Consider the following 20,404-nt stretch of genomic DNA (forward strand, 5'->3'; position numbering starts at 1 on the left):
TTCCATTCGGAATGCCCACCGCTACCGATCATGGTTCAAATGTACGGATCTTGAATAATCGCACATGACCTATTTCTTCCTTATCGATAATTTTTGCTTCGTACCTTTCTAGATTTTTGATTCCCTGAGCAAAACCAGGACCATAGTTCGTCTCCAGAACATAAAATTCTTTCGGGTGACTGGGCAACGACAAATCAGTTTTCAGCTTCTCTAAATTACTAACAAGCAGCGGAGATCCCAGCAACTTGAAATAGACACCAAACTGAATCGCATCAAGCGAATAGATTGGCAACACGTTTGACTTATTCATTACAGAGATGACGATATCTCTCATGTGCGTCTCGCGTGAGTACGGATTTTCAGGATCCCTCAGATAACTGATATCCCTGAATAAAGGCGTAGCAGAAAATGTCATCAATACCACCAGCATTAACACTTTTACTGGCACATCTCTTATATTGCCAACTGCGTACGCAGCCACCAGCAATACGGCGGGCAGAAGAAAAATAAAATTGCGTTGAGTTGTCACCGGGCGTAAGTAAACAGAACAGACATAGGGCACCACAATTCCTACTACCCCCCAGAACACAATCAGCCTGCAAGCAATTGCGCTTTCAGGATTTTGAGCCATCGACGCCAGCCCTGAAATTAAAATTACAGCGAGCAAAGCGGCCAGAAACGTATCTCCGAAATACAACAGGAAAACCTTGAAGAAAAAAACAGTTTCGGGTGGTTGAATCCAGAAATCCCGTGAAAAGCTACTCTCAGCGTACGATAAACCAGGAATTACGGTTAATGCGGCAAAAAATCCGGCGCAAATGAACCTGTATATAACTTGGCTGTGGACCTCGCTGCGCAAGATCATGTGAAGCAACACAAGCACTTGAGCAAAGACCGGCAGATAACCGAAGTAATGAGTATTTATCAGCGCGGCGGAAGTCAGCCAATAGCAAAAAAATCCTGCCCTCTGCCTCGACTTAAGCAGCGCAAGAAGATCACAAAAGACAAAACGGTAAGCAACGACAGAAGCGCATAAGAGCGAGTCTCTTGCGAATACTGAACCAAGAAACTATTGACCGCTGCCAACCACGCAACGATGAGCCCTACTTGTTCATCAAACAATTTGCGCCCGAGGAGGAATACAGAGGGAATCAACAGCACGCCGATTACCGCAGAGAGATACCGCCCTGTGTGTTCGCCAAACCCGACAGCCTGATAATAAGTCCACAGTAAAATCTGATAAAAGGGAGGATGAACGTCACTCAATGTAGTTCGATACACGTCAAAGAATCCATTTTGCGGATCGCTTACCGATACACTGAAGGCCTCATCCAGCCACAGGCCAGTAGCATCGATGTTGCGCAACCTTACATACAGGCCAAATCCAATTGCGCCAATCAGACACAGGTACATTGCCAATTTGTACTTTCGCGACGCAGTGTCCATTGTCATCTCCTCAGTAGTTACTCAGCCATGATCAAAACCGGCTACCGACCTCTTCCATAAAAGTGCAAGCATTCCCACCCCGACCGCCAACCACAACGTTACCAGCCGTAACAAAACCGTCGCCGCGATCGCATCTGCCAACCCGACTCCGCCTGAAACCAGCAGCGCTAGCATCGCTGCTTCGGCACTGCCCAAACCGCCCGGCATGAAACTCAGAGCCCCCGCCAACATGGCCACCGCATAAATAAAGATCGCCAACGTTAGGCCCACGTCCGCGCCCATCGCCTGCAAAATCCAGTAAAACGCCAATGCTTCAAGCCCCCAGGCCAGCAGGCTCAATAGCGTTGCGCCCATGAAGCGACGAGGGGAATGACAGCGGCGCGACTGACGCAATACCTGAACGGCATGCCCCAGCAACCGCGAGAATCTGTCGTGCCGTTGCTCAGTGCGACGATCAATCGCGCTGGCAAGGCTTGGCGAAAACATCATCGATGCACCGCATGCCAGGAGGACGAGACTGGCAACGACCATCGACAACCATTGCGGATGCGCGCTCAAGCCGAACAACGCCAGGCCCGTCATCGCCAGCAGGTCCGCAAGCCGCTCACTGAACAGCGCGGCAAAGCTCTGTGCGTAAGGCACCTCCAAACGTTTGAGCAAAACACCGCGCAACGCCTCCCCGGCCTTGCCGGGAGTAGTCGTCAGGGCGAATCCGGCCAGGTAGATGTTCAAGCTCGCCCGCCAGGGCAACCGGTGGCCCAGGGCAGACAGATAACCCTGCCAACGCAAAAAACGCAGACCGTATCCAAGCAAAACCACGCAGACGATTTGCCCGCACTGCCACCAACCCACTCGACTGACCGCCGCGCTCACCGCCGACCACCCACCCCACAGGGAAACAGCGAGATAAGCGAGGGCGGAGCAGATCACCGAGCCAATCAAAACGCGGTAACGCCACCCGGATAACATCAGCGTCTGATTCACAGGTTCAGCCTCTTGAACAGCGGCTGCGGCATCACCCGAATCAGCCACATGATCACCGCCCAAAAGCCGGGCACATACAGCACCGCCACCTGTCGATTGATCCCTCTGACTATTCGCCGGGCAACCGTATCCGGTTGCGCTACAAGCACGGAGGGCAGCGCCAACCCTCGCGTCATGGGCGTGTCGACTAACCCAGGCTTTATCGTGATCACATGCACACCCGCTTTGAACAAGCGTACCCGCAAGCCTTCGCAGAACGTGGAAACCGCCGCCTTTGCCGCGCCGTACAGGTAATTGGAAGGTCGTCCTCGATCCCCGGCCACCGAGGAAATGACCGCCAGCGTGCCGTGCTGCTGGACAACCATGCGATTTGCCAACAGCGTCAACAGCGCGATCATTGAACTGCCGTTATTGGCGAACTGCTCCATAGCCTGTTCAACGTGTTTTTCGCACGCGTACTGATCTGGCAGCGAGCCATAGGCAATCAGACAGATATCCACCGTCTGCAACGTCGCCAGGCATTTCTCGTACATGACCGGATGTGCGGCGATATCACTGGCGTCCATGACGTACGTGGTCACGGCTCTGGCACCTCGAGCCTGAAGATCGACGCTGGTTTGCTGGAGTTTTTGCGCATCCCTGCCGACCAGGAACAATTCGCTGCGATCAGCCGCCCACAATCGTGCGCAAGCGCAGGCAATCGCCGAGGTGGCGCCCACAATCAGTATTTTTTTCATCGAGTGACTCGCTGCCAGAAACGGGACATCAGGGTCGGATCGCGCATCGCTTCCAACTGCTCCCAGGCGGGATAGGCCTGGCGAAAATCGCTGCCGCTCATGTGAGCGTCCTTGGCTGGATACAAACGACCGCCTGCTTCCCGCACGATGGCGTCGAGACGCGGCAGAAGTTTTTTCGGCAGATCTATGTCGTGTGGAAAGTCCAGCGCCAATGAAGTACCGGGCATAGGAAAGGAAAGCCATCCCGGCGAAGGAATGTCGCCACAACGCTTGAGCACCGCGAGGAAGGAGCCACTGCCGCTACGCGCAATCGACTTGAGTAATTCGGCCAGTGCCACGGCTGCAACCGAGGCCGGCAATACGCACTGAAATTGCTGGAAACCTCTGCGTCCGTAGATGCGATTCCAGTTTTCGATACGGTCCAACGGATAGAAGAACGAGCTGTAACCAACCTTTTGATGTTGTCCGTTCGTTGGCTGCCGTTTCCAGTAGTGATCGTTGAACAGTTTCAAGGTGAGCGAATTGATCAGCGATACCGGAGGGCGGATCGGGACAGACAGAGAACGTGGTGCAGCGACCTCAAGCGGCCCCGCCTCGCAATGATCCCCAGCCGTGAAGCATCCGCGCCCTAGCGCATTGCCCTTGGCCAGGCAATCGATCCAAGCGACGCTGTATTCATGCCGCGCATCCATGTCGGCCGACAGGGCAAAAAAGTCATCCAGACAGTCAAAACGCACCCGTGTGCTGTCGATCAGGCTGGACTGGATTTTGCGCAGACGAATGCGCACCCAGGTAATCACGCCCGTCAGGCCGAGCCCGCCGATGGTGGCGGCAAACCACTGTGGGTTTAGCGTCGCCGAGCACACCATCGGCGATTGCATGGAACGGTGCAGCCCGAAACACACCAGCGAATGGGCAAACGTGCCGCAGCGATGGTGATTTTTCCCGTGGACGTCATTGGCCACCGCCCCACCCAGCGTTACATGCCGCGTACCGGGTGTGACGGGCAAAAACCAGCCACGGGGAATGGCGAGTTGTAAAATCTCGCCCAGTGTCACGCCGGCCTCAGCGCAGATCTCACCCTTTTCCCAGTCGGCTTCGATGAAGCGGTTCAGGGGACGTAATTGCAGCACATGATCGCTTGCGGCCATGCAGCTATCGCCATAGCTGCGCCCATTGCCAAACGGCAAAGTTGTCCCGTGTGATTCGATCAACTGCTGCCACTGCGGTCCGATATCCGCTTGCCAGTGGCAGGGACGACCACTCTGCGGGGCATAGGGATAGTTTCCCCAGGAAGCCAGCGAGGCCATCATGCCGCCACCCAGAAAATCAGACAGAACACTGTTCCCATCACCAGACTCAAGCGATCACGCAGTGCGAAAACCACCGGATCCTCATTCATGCGGCCGCGATGCGTCAGCAGCCAGATACGAGTGATCCAGAACAGCATCAATGGGCAGGCAAACCAGAGCCATCGGGGATATGCATACAACTCGGTAGTTGCGCTGTCATGGATGTAAAGCGCCAGCACCAGGACAGCGAGATAACCGGATGCGGCCCCCAAAGAGGAGAGCATTGCCAGGTCCGCAGGAAAGTAGTCGCGGCCGCCGGTCTTACCGGTGATGCCGCCGTGCAGCGCCAGCAACAGCTCGGCATAGCGCTTGACCAGCGCGAGGCTCAAAAACATGAACATGGAAAAAGCCAGCATCCACCCCGTCAGGTCGAGCCCGAAAGCGGCGCCACCGGCAATGATGCGCAAGGTGTAAAGCAGCGCCAAAGCGATGACATCCAGCGCCATCAACCTCTTGAGCACCAGCGAATACACCAGCGTCAGGCCGTAATAGCAGGCCAGCACGGCAATGAATGGGTGAGGCAGCCACAACCACGCGCCGATGAACGACACTGACAACAGCAGGGGGAAAATCAGCAGACCGGACTGGATGGATAACGAACCATTGGCGAAGGGTCGATTGCGTTTGCTCGGGTGCCTGCGATCATCGTTCAGGTCGAGCAAGTCGTTCAGAAGATAGACGCTGGATGCACACAAGCCGAAAAGCATGAAGGCCAGCAAGCCGCGCCCCAATAGCAGCGGGTTGGCCACTTGATGCGCTGCAAGCAGGGGAACGAAAATCAGCACATTCTTCATCCATTGATGAATGCGCAAGGCTTTGTACAAACTTCTGAAATACGTAACGCGAGAGTGAACCACCTGGACTACGTTATCCAGATGCCGGGCGGCACGTTGGACTCCCGCTAGCGGATTGACGATATAAGCTTGCCTGGCCGACAGCCAGATCGGCAGATCGTCCAGCGAATTGCCGATGTAATCGAAACTTTTCTCCCCATATAACGCCACCAGCGCATCACGTTTGTTCGTTCCCGAAAGGTTCTGCTCGAGGGTTGAACCCAGAACGTCATCAAACACCTGCAGATGTTCGGCGATCCGCACTGCCAATGTGTAATGACTGGCTGTGGCGAGAACAATTTTCCGACCGGCGTTGCGCTGTTCCTCGATCATCCGGAGTACGTCGGGATCATAGGGCAAAGTCGCGAGATCGACGTCCGATGTCATTGCCAGTCGATCTTTCAGATACGCCTTGCCGTGCCAGAGCCAGGGAAAGAGTTTCAGGCAGTGCAATGGTTTGCTGCGGACAAAGGACATCACGCATTCGAACAGCAGATCAGATTTGACGAGGGTACCGTCCAGATCAACTACGAAGGGCATTGAAGCAGCGCAGGACGCTGACATCGGCAGTACGTCAGGCGGAGAGACGTTCATGCCCGTCGCCCTGGAAAAAGGACAAAGCGGAAAACGCAGTACCCTAAAACAATATTCACCAGCGAAAACGAAGCGACCGTCACAAGCCCGGACAAGCGCCAGACGTCCCCGATGACACCCACGCCAAAACTGACGCCGCCCATCAGGCCGATGAACATCAGATAGGGAAATACCGGCGTTTCCCTTTCAAAGATATAAAGCATGTTCAGATAGAAAGAGAGCGCAGCAGCTACGCAGAACGCCGCAAAGTTGCTGGCCGCCTGACTCAGGGCGGCCGCCTGACAGAGCACGAAAAATATTTGCCAATGGATGAGCGCATCGGCCACTCCGATGGCGGTGGTTGCAGAGAATCCTTTCATGGTGAGGGCCAGCCGCTGCCAGAGGACGGACCTCCAAACTAGGCCAGAGCTTGAAGACGGTCTACTGTCAGAAATTACAGGTCGAGGGCTTTATCCGACCAGCGGTCATCTTGTCGTATTCACGTGTCAATAGCTCTTCCCGTGCGATTTTAAGGCGTTGACCGTTAATCGCCTTGCCTATAAAACTCAAAAGCCCCGATCTCTCGATCAGGGCTTCGTTGTTTACGCACTTAAGGTTCAAGAAACCGAACGCACCGAACCTTGCGTCACTTGCGTCGGCTGCAACTTGAACACATAAAACAACACCGTCAGCAGCACAAGAAACGCCGGTCCCACATACAGTGCCACGCGGGTATCCGGGAAGTACGCCATCAGGCCGACCACCAGTACCAGGAACGCCAGCGCGAAGTACGAGCTGACCGGGTACAGCCACATCTTGTACTTGAGCCCGGCACGTTCGCTGGCGCTCAGGCCTTTGCGGAATTTCAGCTGGGCGAGGAGGATCATCACCCAGGTCCAGATCGCACCGAAGGTGGCGATCGAGGTGACCCAGACGAAGACTTTTTCCGGTACCAGATAGTTGAGCATTACGCCCAGCAGCAACACCGCGATCGACAGCAGCAGTGCCCGGCGTGGCACACCGTTGTTCGAGGTCTTGGCGAAGCCCGCCGGGGCCTGACCGTTCTGCGCCAGGCTGTAGAGCATGCGCCCGGTGCTGAAGATGCCGCCGTTGCATGACGACAGCGCCGCAGTAATCACCACGAAATTGATGATGCCGGCGGCGGTCTTGATGCCCAGACGCTCGAAGGTCATCACGAACGGGCTGCCCTGGGTGCCGATTTCATTCCACGGGTAGATCGACAGGATGACGAACAGCGCGCCGACGTAGAACAGCAGGATCCGCCAGAACACCGAGCCGATTGCGTCAGGAATGGTCTTCTGTGGGTTCTTCGCCTCACCGGCAGTCAGGCCGATCATCTCGACGCCGAGATAGGCGAACATGACCATCTGCAGCGACATCAGCACACCGGTCACACCGTTGGGCATGAAACCGCCATGCGCCCACAGGTTGGAAATGCCCAACGCCACGCCATCGTTACCGAAACCGAAGGCGATGATGCCGACGCCGCCAATGACCATGGCGATGATGGTGACGATCTTGATCAGGGCGAACCAGAATTCGAATTCGCCGAAGGCTTTGACTGCGATCAGGTTGATCGAGCCCATGCTGATCAGCGCTGCCAAGGCCCAGATCCAGCGCGGCACATCGGGGAACCAGATGCCCATGTACACGGCCACGGCGGTGATTTCCGCGACGCAGGTCACCAGCCACAGAAACCAGTAGTTCCAGCCGGTGAGAAAGCCGGCCAGCGGACCGAGATAATCCTGCGCGTAGCGGCTGAACGAACCGGCCACCGGGTTATGCACGGCCATTTCACCGAGGGCGCGCATGATCACCAGGATCGCCAGACCGCCAAGGATGTAAGAGAGCATGATCGCCGGCCCGGCCATCTGGATGGCTTTGGCCGAACCGAGAAACAGACCGACGCCGATACAGGCACCGAGCGCCATCAGGCGGATATGCCGTTCGCCGAGTTCACGTTTGAGCGGACCGCCCGAAGCGGTGTCGCCGTGCGGCAGAGGATTGCCAACTGGCATAGGGGTACAACCTCGTCTTGTTATTGGATATGACCACCGGGTTTCGAAGCATCGGCCGATAGGCCTTGGCTGGGCAGGAAACCGCGTCGGCTTCGTGGGCAGACGCGTCTTGCAGGGCAGGCCTGAAAGATCAGCGGGGCGTGCAGTATAAAAAGCTCAGGGCAGGATTTTTCACTCTAAAAGTCACAACATTCAGCGACAACTCTCGGCAATAGTGGGTTCTGCGGAGAGGCATTAACTGCATTACGTAGGAAAAGTCGCCACTGAAAAAGCCGCGAAGTATTGCACAGACATGGTGCAGCGTCATGTTCCAGCCCCGGTGCATTTGATTCACCGCGCGATGTCTCCCCTCGCGCTTGATCACGGATAAATCGCCCGGCGGATTCAGAAATTTCGCTCAACAGTTGCAGCGCCGACCGGGGCGGCCAACCACTAACCTTTGAAAAAGTCAGGAGCATATGCAAGGAAGCTCACATGCCAGTTCGTCCCAATTCCCACCGTTTGCGCCAAGGTCGTTTCTCGGAAAACGGTCGTGCCTACTTCATCACCTCTGTCATCCACGAACGCCAGCCTGTATTTGCAGATTGGCGGACAGGCCGATTACTGGTTGCAGAACTGCGCCGGGCTCATGAGCAAGGAGTCGCGCAGTCCATCGCCTGGGTTGTCATGCCTGACCACTTTCATTGGCTGATGCAATTGCAACGCGGCTCACTTGGTGAAGTCATTGGCGGTGTAAAGGCTCGCTGTACGCATGCGGTTAACAGAAAAACCGGACGTCACGGACCGCTGTGGCAAACCGGCTACCATGACCGAGCGATCCGTGACGGCGAGGACCTGGAGCCCATCGCCCGCTATATCATCAATAATCCCTTGCGAGCCGGGCTGGTCGATAACCTCGGTGATTACCCGCTTTGGGATACCTGCTGGCTCTGAGCGCAACAGCTCTCTGGAATAAGTGCATCTATTGTGGCGAGGGGATTTATCCCCGCTCGGCTGCGTAGCAGGCGCAACTTGCTCACATGCGGTGTGCCTGTAGAAATCGTGCTGGCAGGTTTTGGGGCTGCTTTGCAGCCCAACGGGGATAAATCCCCTCGCCACAGGGAGTCCCCGCATGACTGATAAATCGGCTAGCCAACTGAATCCATGCCCACGCAGACACATCATGAGGATGTGAGCAGCATCCTTGTGGCGAGGGGATTTATCCCCGCTCGGCTGCGTAGCAGGCGCAACTTGCTCACATGCGGTGTGCCTGTAGAAACCGTGGTGGCAGGTTTTGGGGCTGCTTTGCAGCCCAACGGGGATGAATCCCCTCGCCACAGGGAGTCCCCGCATGACTGATAAATCGGCTAGCCGCCTGAATCCCTCACACTGACAACATCCCGGCATGTGAACAGCCTCTTTGTGGCGAGGGGATTTATCCCCGCTCGGCTGCGCAGCAGTCGCAAGTTCCTCACACGCGGTGCGCCTGCGTGAACTGTGGTGGCAGGTTTTGGGGCTGCTTTGCAGCCCAGCGGGGATGAATCCCCTCGCCACAGGGAGTTCCTGCATGGCTGATAAATCGGCTAGCCGCCTGAATTCCTCACACTGACAACATCCCGGCATGGGAACAGCCTCTTTGTGGCGAGGGGATTTATCCCCGCTCGGCTGCGTAGCAGGCGCAATTTGCTCACATGCGGTGGGCCTGTAGAAACCGTGCTGGCAGGTTTTGGGGCTGCTTCGCAGCCCAGCGGGGATAAATCCCCTCGCCACAGGGAGTCCCCGCATGACTGATAAATCGGCTAGCCACAGGGAGTCCATCACTCGCACAGACACATCATGGGGATGTGAACAGCCTTTTTGTGGCGAGGGGATTTATCCCCGCTCGGCTGCGCAGCAGGCGCAACTTGCTCAGACTCGGTGTGCCTGTAGAAACTGTGGTGGCAGGTTTTGGGGCTGCTTTGCAGCCCAGCGGGGATGAATCCCCTCGCCACAGGGAGTTCCTGCATGGCTGATAAATCGGCTAGCCGCCTGAATTCCTCACACTGACAACATCCCGGCATGTGAACAGCCTCTTTGTGGCGAGGGGATTTATCCCCGCTCGGCTGCGCAGCAGGCGCAACTTGCTCAGACTCGGTGTGCCTGTAGAAACTGTGGTGGCAGGTTTTGGGGCTGCTTTGCAGCCCAGCGGGGATGAATCCCCTCGCCACAGGGAGTTCCTGCATGGCTGATAAATCGGCTAGCCGCCTGAATTCCTCACACTGACAACATCCCGGCATGTGAACAGCCTCTTTGTGGCGAGGGGATTTATCCCCGCTCGGCTGCGTAGCAGGCGCAATTTGCTCACATGCGGTGTGCCTGTAGAAACCGTGCTGGCAAGTTTTGGGGCTGCTTTGCAGCCCAGCGGGGATGAATCCCCTCGCCACAGGGAATTTCCGCATGACTGATAAATCGGCTAGCCACCTGAATCCTTTCCTCAACACAGACAACATCCTGGGATGTGAACAGCATCCTTGTGGCGAGGGGATTTATCCCCGCTCGGCTGCGCAGCAGTCGCAACTTGCTCACATGCCGTGTGCCTGTAAAAACCGTGATGGCAGGTTTTGGGGCTGCTTCGCGGCCCAGCGGGGATAAATCCCCTCGCCACAGTGTGTGTTCCAGTTATTCAGACAAGCCGTCTCCTCCGCTCTGCACATTTTCTTCACCGGCTCCAACCACCGTCTAAGCTTCAGACAAGTCCGATCAATCTGCGTGAATGGATCAGTCGACTATGGGCGCTTTGTGGCAAACCGATTCGAGTAAAACCGTGGTTCAGACTGAACGTGTGAATGAAGCGCCTGTCCCTGAAAAACCCCGTCGTCAGCGGCACGGGTGGAAGGCTTTCTGGTTGCTGTTTTTGATCATTGCGGTGGTGGTGGGACTCGCCGCGTCCAAGGAAATGCGCACTTCGCGCTTTCAGGCGCGGGAGCTGAGCCAGTACGCCGCTTCGCTGACCTACAAACTGGAACCCGGTCCCAGCGAAGCGATTCGTTATCCGGGCAACGGCCCTTTCGATCTGCGCCTGGGTTACAGCTCTCTGGACGAATTCCTCCCGCGCCTGCTCAAGCGCAATTACGTGATCACCGAGCAGACGCGCTTCTCCCCCGCCCTGCTCGGTTACACCGACAAAGGCCTGTTCGTGCCGTATTCGGAAAAGATCCAGGCGGGGTTGTCGATCACCGACTGCCGAGGCGCGCCGCTGTATCGATACAACTATCCGCAGCAACTGTATGCCGACTTCGCGGCGATTCCGCCGGTGGTGGTCAGCAGCCTGCTGTTCATCGAAAACCGCTTTCTCCTCGACCCGAAACAGCCGCTGGCCAACCCGGCGGTGGACTGGCCGCGTTTCGGCATGGCCGCGTGGTCGCAAGTGGCGAAGTTGCTGCACCTGCCCGGGCAATCGGCCGGCGGCAGCACCCTGGCAACGCAACTGGAGAAGTATCGCCACTCGCCCGACGGCCTCACCGTGTCGGGCGCGGAGAAGATCCGCCAGATGATTTCCGCCAGCGTGCGCGCCTATCAGGATGGCCCGCAGACTCTCGGTTCGCGGCAGAACATCGTGCGCGACTACCTCAACAGCGTGCCGCTCTCGGCGGTGCCCGGCCACGGTGAAGTGCACGGCATGGCCGAAGGTTTGCGGGTCTGGTACGGCAGCGATTTCAACAAGGCCAACGAGCAACTGAACAGCCCGAAGACCGACCCGCAGACCATGGCCGCCAAAGGCCTGGCCTTGCGTGAAATGCTCTCGCTGATGATCGCCCAGCGCCGCCCTTCGCATTACCTGACCAAGGGGCGCGACGAACTGGCCAGCCTCACCGACAGCCACCTGCGCCTGCTCAAGCAGAACGGCGTGATCGACAGCGCCCTCGCTGACGCTGCGCTGGCGAGCACCGTGTCGTATCGCGACTGGCAGACCCAGCCAACGATGCAGCCGATTGAAACCAACAAGGGCATCAGTGTTGCCCGCAGCCGCTTGGCGAGCATGCTCAATCGCCCGCTGTACGACCTCGATCGCCTCGACCTGTCGGCCACCAGCACCCTGCAGGGCGACCTGCAAACGCAGGCCACGGCTTATCTGAAAAAACTCGCCGATCCGGCCTACGCTGCCGAAATCGGCCTGCTCGGCGAACGCCTGCTGACGCCGACCAGCACCACGCAAGTGCGCTACAGCTTCACCCTGTTCGAACTGACCCCGGACGGCTCGCGGGTGCGCGTGCAGACCGACAGCACTGATCAGCCGTTCGACATCAACGAAGGCAGCAAGCTTGAACTCGGCTCGACGGCGAAAATGCGTGTGCTGACCACGTACCTGCAAATCGTCGCCGAGCTGCACGACAAATACGGCGCGATGGGCGTGGCAGAATTGAAAAAAGTCGAAGTGCCCGATCAGGACCGCCTCAGCCGCTGGGTCATCGACTACCTGATCCAGAACAAGGATCACGACCTGTCGAAGCTGCTCGGCGCCGCGCTGGATCGCAAATACTCGGCCAGCCCCGGCGAGGCGTTTTTTACCGGCGGTGGGCTGCACAGATTCAACAACTTCCGCAAAGAGGACAACGGTCGCCTGCCGACCCTGCGCGATTCGCTGCGCGAGTCGATCAACCTGCCGTTCATTCGGCTGATGCGCGACATCGTCCGCTACACCACCTACTCAGGCCCCAACGGCGAATTGCTCAAGGATGATCGCGATCCGCGCCGTCAGGAATACCTAGCCAGTTTCGCCGACCGCGAAGGCACCTCGTTCCTGCTCAAGTTCTGGAAGAAGTACAAGAACAAGGACACCCAGGCGCGCCTGGAAACCTTCCTCGACAGCATCCGCCCGACGCCGATTCGCATGGCGGCGGTGCATCGCTATCTGCTGCCGGAGGCCAGTCAGGAAGACTTCAACCGTTTCGTGCGCTCGCACCTCAAAGGCGCCAAACTCAACGAAAAACTCACCGACGACCGTCTGATCCGCCTCTACGATTCCTATGGCCCCGGCAGTTACGATTTGCCTGACCAAGGCTTCATCGCCAAGGTGCATCCGCTGGACCTGTGGATGATGGGTTATCTGCTGCATCACCCGGAAGCGACCTTCAGCGAGATCGTCAAGGCCAGCCATTTCGAGCGCCAGGAAGTCTACAGCTGGCTGTTCAAGAGCCGGCACAAGGGTGCGCGAGACAGTCGTATTCGCACCATGCTCGAGATAGAAGCGTTCCTCGACATTCATCAGCGCTGGCAGAAAGTCGGCTACCCGTTCGATCACCTGGTGCCGTCACTGGCCACGGCCATCGGCAGTTCCGGCGACCGTCCCGCCGCGCTCGCCGAGCTGATCGGCACCATTCTCAATGACGGCGTGCGCATGCCGACGCTGCGCATCGACAGCCTGCACTTCGCCGCCGATACGCCGTATGAAACCAGGCTGATCAACGACCCGCACGTGGGCAAACGCGTGATGCCGGTGGAAGTGGCCCGAGCCATGCGCGAGGCGCTGTCGCAAGTGGTCGACGCCGGTACCGCCAAACGGCTGTCCGGCAGTTTCAAACTGCCCGACGGCACACCGCTGGCCATGGGCGGCAAGACCGGCACCGGCGACAACCGCATTGCGGCGATCGGGTCTGGCGGGCGGATCATCAGTTCGAAGTCGATCAACCGCACGGCGACCTTTGTGTTCTACATCGGCGACCACCATTTCGGCACCCTCACCGCGTTCGTCCCGGGGCGCTCGGCGGAGAACTTCAAGTTCACCTCGGCTCTGCCCACGCAGGTACTCAAAGGCATGGCGCCGATTCTCACGCCGTATCTGCAACCGGGCAGCGACTCACAGTGCCAACCGCCACAGGCGCCCGTGGTGGCATCGGCGCTGCACTGACCGAACATGGCCTGCACGTCGCGCCGAAGGCCATCGGCGCAAATGGTGGTATTCGTGCATTGTTCCGATTCGAATTCTTGTCGCATCGCTGAGGCGATCACACGTTTGGCTCCCGATCTTTGAACTTTTGTTTTGCCCTGCCGCCGGTACGCTGATCATTCCTCAAACAATCAAGGATGATTGGCCATGTCTGACTCCCCTCAGCCTGCCGCAGCCGCCGACAAAGGCCGGCATTACGCGTTCATCGAATCGGCTGTCAGCGCGCCGTTCAAAACTGCAACGCTCAGCCGCAGCCTGGCACTCGCCGCCACGCCACTGAAGCGCGAACCCTGGTACAGCGCACCCGGTACGTTTGCCAGCCGACTCGCCGCCGCCAATCTCAAGGCCTGGGACTCGCAGAACAAGGTCGATCATCTGCTGGCCAGGACCGATCTGTACGCCTTCGCGGAGCCGCTGCTCAAAGCAAGGATCAAGCAATGCCATGGCATCGAGCCGGACGTCAGGAAGACCTGGCTGCGCCTGTATATCCCCGCCAGCAGTCCCTGGTATGCAATCGACGTGGTCGACGGTTCGACGACCCGTACGATCTCACTGCTCGATGCCGCTCTGCACAACTTTGCCGCCAACGAGACGGTCGGCGCAGGCTCGGACTACATCAGCCAGCCTGATGCGCGCGGCCACTTCGACGTCTTGCCGCTCAAAAACCAAATGCCCATCAGCCAGTTCCAGACACTGTGTCGCGACCTCGACCTGGGCGGGCAATATGCCAGGCACTTGCAGGGCTACTTGCTGCCCGGCGAAGCGCTGGCCGAGAGCCTTCTGCAATACAAGATCGGCACCAGCCTCAAAGACGCCCTCGCCGTCGCGGCGCACATCGCCTTGCTCAAGGCAGAGATCCAGTACGACACCTTCAGGATGGTGCTCAGCTTCAGCACAGAGGAAAACCCGCGCTTGCGTCTCAACAACCGTTCGATTCGCTGCAATGACCTGTCCATGCTCGGTACCCGCCTGACCGGCATTCTGTTGCTGATGCATGGCCACCCCGACAGTCGTGGCGTTCGACGCCTGATCGTCTACGTGCCGCACGATCCGGATCATCCACTCAAGGAGTACGAGTCGCTGGCTGCGTTTCGTGACGAACTGACCCGCCAGTTGCGCGAGGACCGCCTGAGCGCCTCGACCGGGCATACGTACCGGCAATTCTTCAGCCAGTTCGTCGATCAGCAGCAACGTGGGCATTTTTTTGCCGAACTCGAACAGCGATTGTTCGTCGTCCGCCATCACGAACGCGAGCAGAGCACCGACCAGCGCCCGGTGTGGCGCAAGGACCCGGTGGAAAAGCCCAGGTTGCAGTTCACGCGCTTGCCGTTGCAGGGCGATTACTGGCGGCACGTCTATCAGCAGAAACTCAACAAGGTCATCAATGATGCGCGGCAAATCGCTGTCTCGACCGCCGATGCCGATAGCAACGCACGCTGGGCATGGTGGGACAACTTCAAGCGGATCGTCTCGGACATCTTCAACGTCGCCCTGCTGATTGCCACGCCCTTTGTGCCTGGTCTGGGCGAGGTGATGATGGCCTATACCGCCTATCAACTGACCAGCGATGTAATTGAAGGCATCGTCGATCTGGCCGAAGGCGTCTGGGAGGAAGCTGCCGGACATGTCATCAGTGTGGTGACCGATGTCATTCAACTGGCGGCGTTCGGCGCCGGCGCGCAGATTGGCGAAACGTTGCGGATAAAACTCTCACCGCAGGTCGATGCCATGCAACAGGTCAAATTGCCCGACGGCAAACCAAGCCTGTGGCATCGCGACCTAAGCCCTTATGCACGCGACGAGCTGAGCCTGGCAGCGCAATCGAAGCCCAATCGTCACGGCCTGCATCAACATGCCAGCGCCAGCGTCCTGCCGCTGGAAGGCAAGCTCTATGTGGTGGAAAAAGCCTCCGCCGATGCCACCAGCAAAACCCACCGGATCAAACATCCGAATCGAGAAAATGCCTACCAGCCAAGGATCGAACACAACGGTCACGGCGCCTGGCTGCATGAAGCAGAATCGCCAGGCGACTGGCCCGACGCCCGGCTGATGCCTCGCCTGGGCCACAGCGTCGAGCGCTTTACGCCTGTGCAACTGGAGGACATCCGGCGCAGCAGCGGCACCAGCCACGATGAACTGCGTCGCATGCACAGCGACAACAGCCCGCCACCGCCGCTGCTGGCCGACACGGTCAGGCGCGTCAGTGCATACGAGGATGTCATCGAGGCTGCGCAGAACCTGCGTAACGGCAAGCCGATCGATACCGATGCGGTATGGCTGGAGCCGATGCTGACCAGCCTGCCGGGCTGGCCGCCGCGACGCGCGCTGGAGGTTTTCGCGCGTCAGGACCTGACCGGCTACTCGCATAAATACGGCAACGCGCTGGCGTCCGAAGCCGACACGTTGCGCATCAGCCAGGCTGATCTCAACGCCGGACATTTGCCCGAGCGGGTCGCCGGGTTCCTGCGCGACGATGAGTTCAATCATCTGCTCGGCCCGATGGTCACTGCCGAGCAACGGGTCGAGGTCCTGCGCGGTCAACTGGCCGACGCGCTCAATGAGCAGCGCAGCGCCGTCGCCCGCCATCTGTACCAGGCCGGGCAGCGCAGCGGCGACGCCGACATAGCGGTGATCAGACAGTCGTTTCCGGATCTGCCGTTGCCCTTGGCCGAGACGGTTCTGAGCCAGGCTCGCGTCGCCGAACGGCAACGCATCAGCGATGAACAGCACTTGCCGCTACGCCTGAAGAATCAGGCCCGGGAGCTGGATTTCGAGGCGTCGGCCAGTCGCGCGTACGACGGTTTTTATCGGGACGATCTGATGACCGAACAAACCGAACGCCTGGCGCTCAATACGCTGAAAATCCACACCGACACCTTTGCCGACCTGCGCATCGAAGTGTTCGACGGCAGCCCGCACGGTCCGTTGCGCTGCAGTGTCGGGCCGCAGGACGCCAGCACCGTAAGGCAACTGCTGAGGCGTGGCGAAGGCCGTTATGAAGTGCGCGACGCCAAGGGTCAGGTGCTGCATGACAGTACCGATTTCCACGAAGCCATCCTGCGCGCCGTCCCGCTCGAAACGCTGGCGAGTACCGGTTATCAGCGCGGTCAGGGCCGCGCCTTGAAACTGTGGATCATGGAACAAAGCGCCCCGCCAGCCGAACGCCGTATTGCTCTGGCGCAACCGCCGATCCGAACGGTCGCCCCCCGCGAGACGGAGATTCTTCTACGCGGCTGGCCCTGGGCGGCAAAAACCCCGGAACAGCGGCTCAGACAGTTGTACCCGAAACTCAACGACAGAGAGGTCGCGGGTTTCCTGGCGGCGCTGGAAAAAAAGAGCAACAGCGAACGCGCCATCGGCGACCTTGAGCGCGAACGCGAAGTGCTCGACAACGCCCTCGACAGCTGGCGCAGCAGTTACACCCCCGTCATTGAAGACAACGGGGAACTGATCGCGCTGCCAACGGATTTCGTCCGCGAGGGCGGCTTGTACATCGAGCAGCAATTGAGGAAGTGCTTCAAACGCGAGAACGAAAGGCCCGGCGCACGCAATCCCCATCCGGAACACGGCTATACGCTGGACCTTTCAGCCGAACTGCCGCTACCGAACCTTGAGTCATGGTGGCGCGACTTGCGACGGCGTCCCGGGATGCAGCAATACTTCGAGCGGATTACCGGACTGAACATCACCAACATTGCGCTTTCAACCACACCGGACAGCCTGCTGGCGAGTTTCCCGAATCTGCGGCAATTGAGCGCCCAACGCTGCGGTTTCAAGGAGGTGCCGGCTGCCCTCGGGAAAATGCATCAGTTGCAGACGCTGGATCTGTCGCACAACAGCATTGAACTGACCTATGACTCAAGCACGCGCCTGAGCAATCTCACCCGCTTGCACAGCCTGAATCTCAATGGCAACAACCTGCGTGTGCCGCCGGATATCGGGCGCATGGAGCAACTGGTCGAACTGAACCTGGTCAATACGCGCATTCGCGATTGGCCGGCAGGATGGCTTGAAGTCGATGGACAGATACGGCAGCGCCCGAAGGGGTTCTACCTGGACATGCGAGACAATCCGCTGGACACCCTGCCCCGGGTCGAACCCGGTAGCGATCAGGCGCGCCTGCTGGCTCGCGCACGGATCAGTGTTGCCAAATTCGACGGTGACCAGTTGCGGCGTCTTGGCGAGTATCGCCAGTCGGTAGGGTTGAGCGTCGTGCCCGGTTATTCATCCGCCGCCGCCGATGAGCTTGATTACTGGAAGTTGATGCCCGCCAATGCGGATCCGTCCCACCCTTCGGCAGCCTTCAGCCGATACCGCGAGCAGTCCTGGCATGACCTGATGGCCGAGCCTGATTCCGCCGGCTTTTTCAGCGTGATCCGCAAGCAACGCGAATCCGCCGATTACGGGACTGACGCGGGGCGGCGGAATTTGACCGCACGGGTCTGGGACATGGTCGACGCGGCGGCGCTCGACGAACATCTGCGCAAAAAGCTCTTCGAGCAGAACGTGTCTGCACAGGATTGCGCTGATCTGGGCCAGCAGCTGTTCAATTCACTGGGGCTCAAAGTCCTGGTATCCAAGGCCTACAACGAAACGGCATCGGCCTCGCAGCTGGAAGACAGACTCGTGCGTCTGGCGCGCAGCGCGGCGCGCCTTGATCGGGTCAGCGATGAGGCCGCCATGGAGGTCAGTCGCCAGCAGCAGCAACACCTGATCGATCCGCGCCTGCCGGCCCCGGACGAAATTCAGATTCATCGGGCGTTCGAAGCGGGCCTGGGCGAGCGTCTGGATTTGCCCTGGCAAGCGGGGGGCATGCCTGTGCAGCCTCGGGCCGGGGTCACCGAGGAAAAGCTCAACGCTGCCTACCAGAGAATCATCCAGCGCGAACAAGGGGATGGCCTGGTCAACGGCATGATCGATCTCTATACCGATCCTTTCTGGGAGGATTACCTGCGCAATACCTATCCTGACCGTTATCAGGAAAATCTGCGCCTGTTCGAAGAAAAATTCCGTCAGCTCGACAGCCAGGTGTTCAGCAGCGACCGGGAGTACAGGAAGCTGGCCGACAAAATCAGCTACGAGCGCAACGAGCTATCCCGCGCCTTGAGTCGCGAAGCCCTAGACAGGGCCGGACTCTGAAACCATCACACGGCATTCGGCGAGCGTTTCAGGCTGGCCGAATCTGCCGACGGACCCTGGTCGTGCTTGCGATACCCACCGCGTAAGACATTCAGGCATCAGCGTCATTGCCGTTTGGCGCGCTGGCGCTGAACAACAGCACGACGTTGCCGCTGTAATGACCGGGGCGGTAGCCACCCGGCGGTTTGATGGGTTCGATTTTCAGCAGCACACGTTTACCGACAGCCGCCTCTTCTTCCGAAAGCACTTGTTGCGGAATGATGTGCGAACTCAGCACGACGTCATTGAACGTCACCCGCAGCTCAATCACTTCACCCGTTGTGCCGGTATCAAGGAATGGCTCGGTGGCCAGACGCGCCTCGATGGCGCTGCTGTCATGCCGCATGTCAAAAGATTTTTCCAGATTGCCCAGGCTGTCCGTGGCATGGTGCCAGGCCAGCACCTGCGGACGGTGAATCCAGTCCGGTTGTGCCGGAATGATGTAGAAGGGCCGACTGGGAATGGTCAGCGACACTTCGAAGGTGTGCTCCTCCCGGGCGGCCCACGTCACTGCCGCGGTCAACGCGGCGGCGACCGCCAGCAGGGCGGCGGTGCATTGCTTGATCATGTTGGCTACCTGATGCGTGAATGGAAAACCGGCCTAGCGGCTGGCGACTTTCATGGTTTTCTTGTCGCTGCCTTCGATCAGAAAGAAGCGGTACTCACGGCCCTTTTCCTTGTTGAAGGCAAAGGATTTGCCCGCCAGCACATGGTGTTTGGTGGTCGCCCCGCAATCGCTTTCCTTGCTCAGCGAACAGCTCTTGAACTCATCGACGATCACCACGGTATTGCCGTTGTTGCGCAGTTCGTAGCGACTCTCGGTTTCGTTGATCGCCGTGGCGTAACGCGCGTCCCTGGGGCGGACAAAGAAGATCGTGCCAAACCCGGTCATGACGTTGACGCCGGCCGACAACGACTTTTTGTAATCCTCCCGCTCTTCACCGGTGACGACAAAATCGTCTTCCTTTTCCGGCACCACGGGCACGAAGCGCACGCGGAAATAGCGTTCTCGATCCCGTTCGCCCATGTACAGCAAGCGTGTGCCCTGCATGCCTTGCGCCGGGACGATCAGCCGCGCCGGGCTGGCCATCAGGCCGTTGCGCGAGGCGCCATCGGCGGCGTTCTCGACAGCAATTTCCTTGGGCGTGCCGGCGTCGTCGTAAACGATTTCGAGCACATTGATCTTGACGAATGCGGTGGCGTCGCCGCTGTTGAAAACCCGTTTGAGATAGGTGCTCTTGTCGGCTTCCAGATAGTCGTAAACGGTGCCGACATTGATCTGCGGCCCGGCCTGCGCCGTCAGGCAAAAAACGCTGAGCAGGCCCAGCAAAAGACCACGGTTCATCGTGTTGAACTC

Annotated in this window: 13 protein-coding genes; 3 read left to right on the forward strand and 10 right to left on the reverse strand. The window is 58.7% G+C overall.

The features are described from left to right. Window positions 1-28: 28 nt before the first annotated feature. From AB4O45_RS07535 to AB4O45_RS07570, 8 genes are all read right to left on the reverse strand, one after another. Window positions 29-865: a hypothetical protein gene (locus tag AB4O45_RS07535; RefSeq protein WP_460161266.1), complete on the reverse strand. Its 837-nt coding sequence runs from the start codon at window positions 863-865 to the stop codon at window positions 29-31. A gap of 74 nt (window positions 866-939) precedes the next feature. Continuing rightward, the gene (locus tag AB4O45_RS07540) at window positions 940-1,446 is read right to left on the reverse strand and encodes a glycosyltransferase family 39 protein (protein ID WP_460142298.1); all 507 of its coding nucleotides are present in this window, start codon (window positions 1,444-1,446) and stop codon (window positions 940-942) included. 21 nt (window positions 1,447-1,467) lie between these two features. Further along, the gene (locus tag AB4O45_RS07545; RefSeq protein WP_056790077.1) at window positions 1,468-2,430 is read right to left on the reverse strand and encodes a lysylphosphatidylglycerol synthase transmembrane domain-containing protein; all 963 of its coding nucleotides are present in this window, start codon (window positions 2,428-2,430) and stop codon (window positions 1,468-1,470) included. Then, on the reverse strand, window positions 2,427-3,167 hold the full coding sequence (locus AB4O45_RS07550; RefSeq protein ID WP_460161267.1) for an SDR family oxidoreductase: 741 nt from the start codon (window positions 3,165-3,167) through the stop codon (window positions 2,427-2,429). Before AB4O45_RS07550 ends, AB4O45_RS07545 begins: the two co-directional genes overlap by 4 nt. Then, window positions 3,164-4,480, reverse strand: a complete 1,317-nt coding sequence (locus AB4O45_RS07555; RefSeq protein ID WP_460161268.1) for an FAD-binding oxidoreductase — start codon at window positions 4,478-4,480, stop codon at window positions 3,164-3,166. The genes AB4O45_RS07550 and AB4O45_RS07555 overlap by 4 nt, the downstream gene beginning before the upstream one ends. Then, window positions 4,477-5,946, reverse strand: coding sequence for a UbiA family prenyltransferase (locus tag AB4O45_RS07560; RefSeq protein ID WP_460161269.1), 1,470 nt, complete (start codon window positions 5,944-5,946; stop codon window positions 4,477-4,479). Before AB4O45_RS07560 ends, AB4O45_RS07555 begins: the two co-directional genes overlap by 4 nt. Beyond that, on the reverse strand, window positions 5,943-6,305 hold the full coding sequence (locus AB4O45_RS07565) for a GtrA family protein (RefSeq protein WP_095181734.1): 363 nt from the start codon (window positions 6,303-6,305) through the stop codon (window positions 5,943-5,945). The genes AB4O45_RS07560 and AB4O45_RS07565 overlap by 4 nt, the downstream gene beginning before the upstream one ends. Before the next feature lie 237 nt (window positions 6,306-6,542). Further along, window positions 6,543-7,964 (reverse strand): amino acid permease, encoded by a 1,422-nt coding sequence (locus AB4O45_RS07570; protein ID WP_095181733.1) that lies wholly within the window; start codon window positions 7,962-7,964, stop codon window positions 6,543-6,545. 474 nt (window positions 7,965-8,438) lie between these two features. Between AB4O45_RS07570 and AB4O45_RS07575 the strand changes: the two genes are divergently transcribed. The 3 genes from AB4O45_RS07575 (at window position 8,439) to AB4O45_RS07585 (ending at window position 19,008) form a co-directional block, all read left to right on the forward strand. Beyond that, window positions 8,439-8,897 (forward strand): REP-associated tyrosine transposase, encoded by a 459-nt coding sequence (locus AB4O45_RS07575; RefSeq protein ID WP_056790088.1) that lies wholly within the window; start codon window positions 8,439-8,441, stop codon window positions 8,895-8,897. A 1,813-nt stretch (window positions 8,898-10,710) separates the two neighbouring features. Further along, the gene (locus AB4O45_RS07580; RefSeq protein WP_431078186.1) at window positions 10,711-13,830 is read left to right on the forward strand and encodes a transglycosylase domain-containing protein; all 3,120 of its coding nucleotides are present in this window, start codon (window positions 10,711-10,713) and stop codon (window positions 13,828-13,830) included. Window positions 13,831-14,016: 186 nt separating this feature from the next. Further along, on the forward strand, window positions 14,017-19,008 hold the full coding sequence (locus AB4O45_RS07585) for a dermonecrotic toxin domain-containing protein (protein ID WP_460161270.1): 4,992 nt from the start codon (window positions 14,017-14,019) through the stop codon (window positions 19,006-19,008). 91 nt (window positions 19,009-19,099) lie between these two features. On the opposite strand, the gene AB4O45_RS07590 is transcribed toward AB4O45_RS07585, so the two are convergent. Further along, the gene (locus AB4O45_RS07590) at window positions 19,100-19,615 is read right to left on the reverse strand and encodes a CS1 type fimbrial major subunit (protein ID WP_056790095.1); all 516 of its coding nucleotides are present in this window, start codon (window positions 19,613-19,615) and stop codon (window positions 19,100-19,102) included. 33 nt (window positions 19,616-19,648) lie between these two features. Then, the gene (locus AB4O45_RS07595; protein ID WP_150638601.1) at window positions 19,649-20,392 is read right to left on the reverse strand and encodes a molecular chaperone; all 744 of its coding nucleotides are present in this window, start codon (window positions 20,390-20,392) and stop codon (window positions 19,649-19,651) included. Window positions 20,393-20,404 lie beyond the last annotated feature (12 nt).

Source organism: Pseudomonas sp. S2_B10 (genome assembly GCF_054668425.1).

Excerpts from the sequence above, each read along its gene's own strand:
- AB4O45_RS07535 (WP_460161266.1), bottom strand. The coding sequence starts at position 865 with ATGATCTTGCGCAGCGAGGTCCACAGCCAAGTTATATACAGGTTCATT.
- AB4O45_RS07540 (WP_460142298.1), bottom strand. The coding sequence starts at position 1,446 with ATGGACACTGCGTCGCGAAAGTACAAATTGGCAATGTACCTGTGTCTG.
- AB4O45_RS07550 (WP_460161267.1), bottom strand. The coding sequence starts at position 3,167 with ATGAAAAAAATACTGATTGTGGGCGCCACCTCGGCGATTGCCTGCGCT.
- AB4O45_RS07555 (WP_460161268.1), bottom strand. The coding sequence starts at position 4,480 with ATGATGGCCTCGCTGGCTTCCTGGGGAAACTATCCCTATGCCCCGCAG.
- AB4O45_RS07560 (WP_460161269.1), bottom strand. The coding sequence starts at position 5,946 with ATGAACGTCTCTCCGCCTGACGTACTGCCGATGTCAGCGTCCTGCGCT.
- AB4O45_RS07565 (WP_095181734.1), bottom strand. The coding sequence starts at position 6,305 with ATGAAAGGATTCTCTGCAACCACCGCCATCGGAGTGGCCGATGCGCTC.
- AB4O45_RS07570 (WP_095181733.1), bottom strand. The coding sequence starts at position 7,964 with ATGCCAGTTGGCAATCCTCTGCCGCACGGCGACACCGCTTCGGGCGGT.
- AB4O45_RS07575 (WP_056790088.1), top strand. The coding sequence starts at position 8,439 with ATGCCAGTTCGTCCCAATTCCCACCGTTTGCGCCAAGGTCGTTTCTCG.
- AB4O45_RS07580 (WP_431078186.1), top strand. The coding sequence starts at position 10,711 with ATGGGCGCTTTGTGGCAAACCGATTCGAGTAAAACCGTGGTTCAGACT.
- AB4O45_RS07585 (WP_460161270.1), top strand. The coding sequence starts at position 14,017 with ATGTCTGACTCCCCTCAGCCTGCCGCAGCCGCCGACAAAGGCCGGCAT.
- AB4O45_RS07590 (WP_056790095.1), bottom strand. The coding sequence starts at position 19,615 with ATGATCAAGCAATGCACCGCCGCCCTGCTGGCGGTCGCCGCCGCGTTG.
- AB4O45_RS07595 (WP_150638601.1), bottom strand. The coding sequence starts at position 20,392 with ATGAACCGTGGTCTTTTGCTGGGCCTGCTCAGCGTTTTTTGCCTGACG.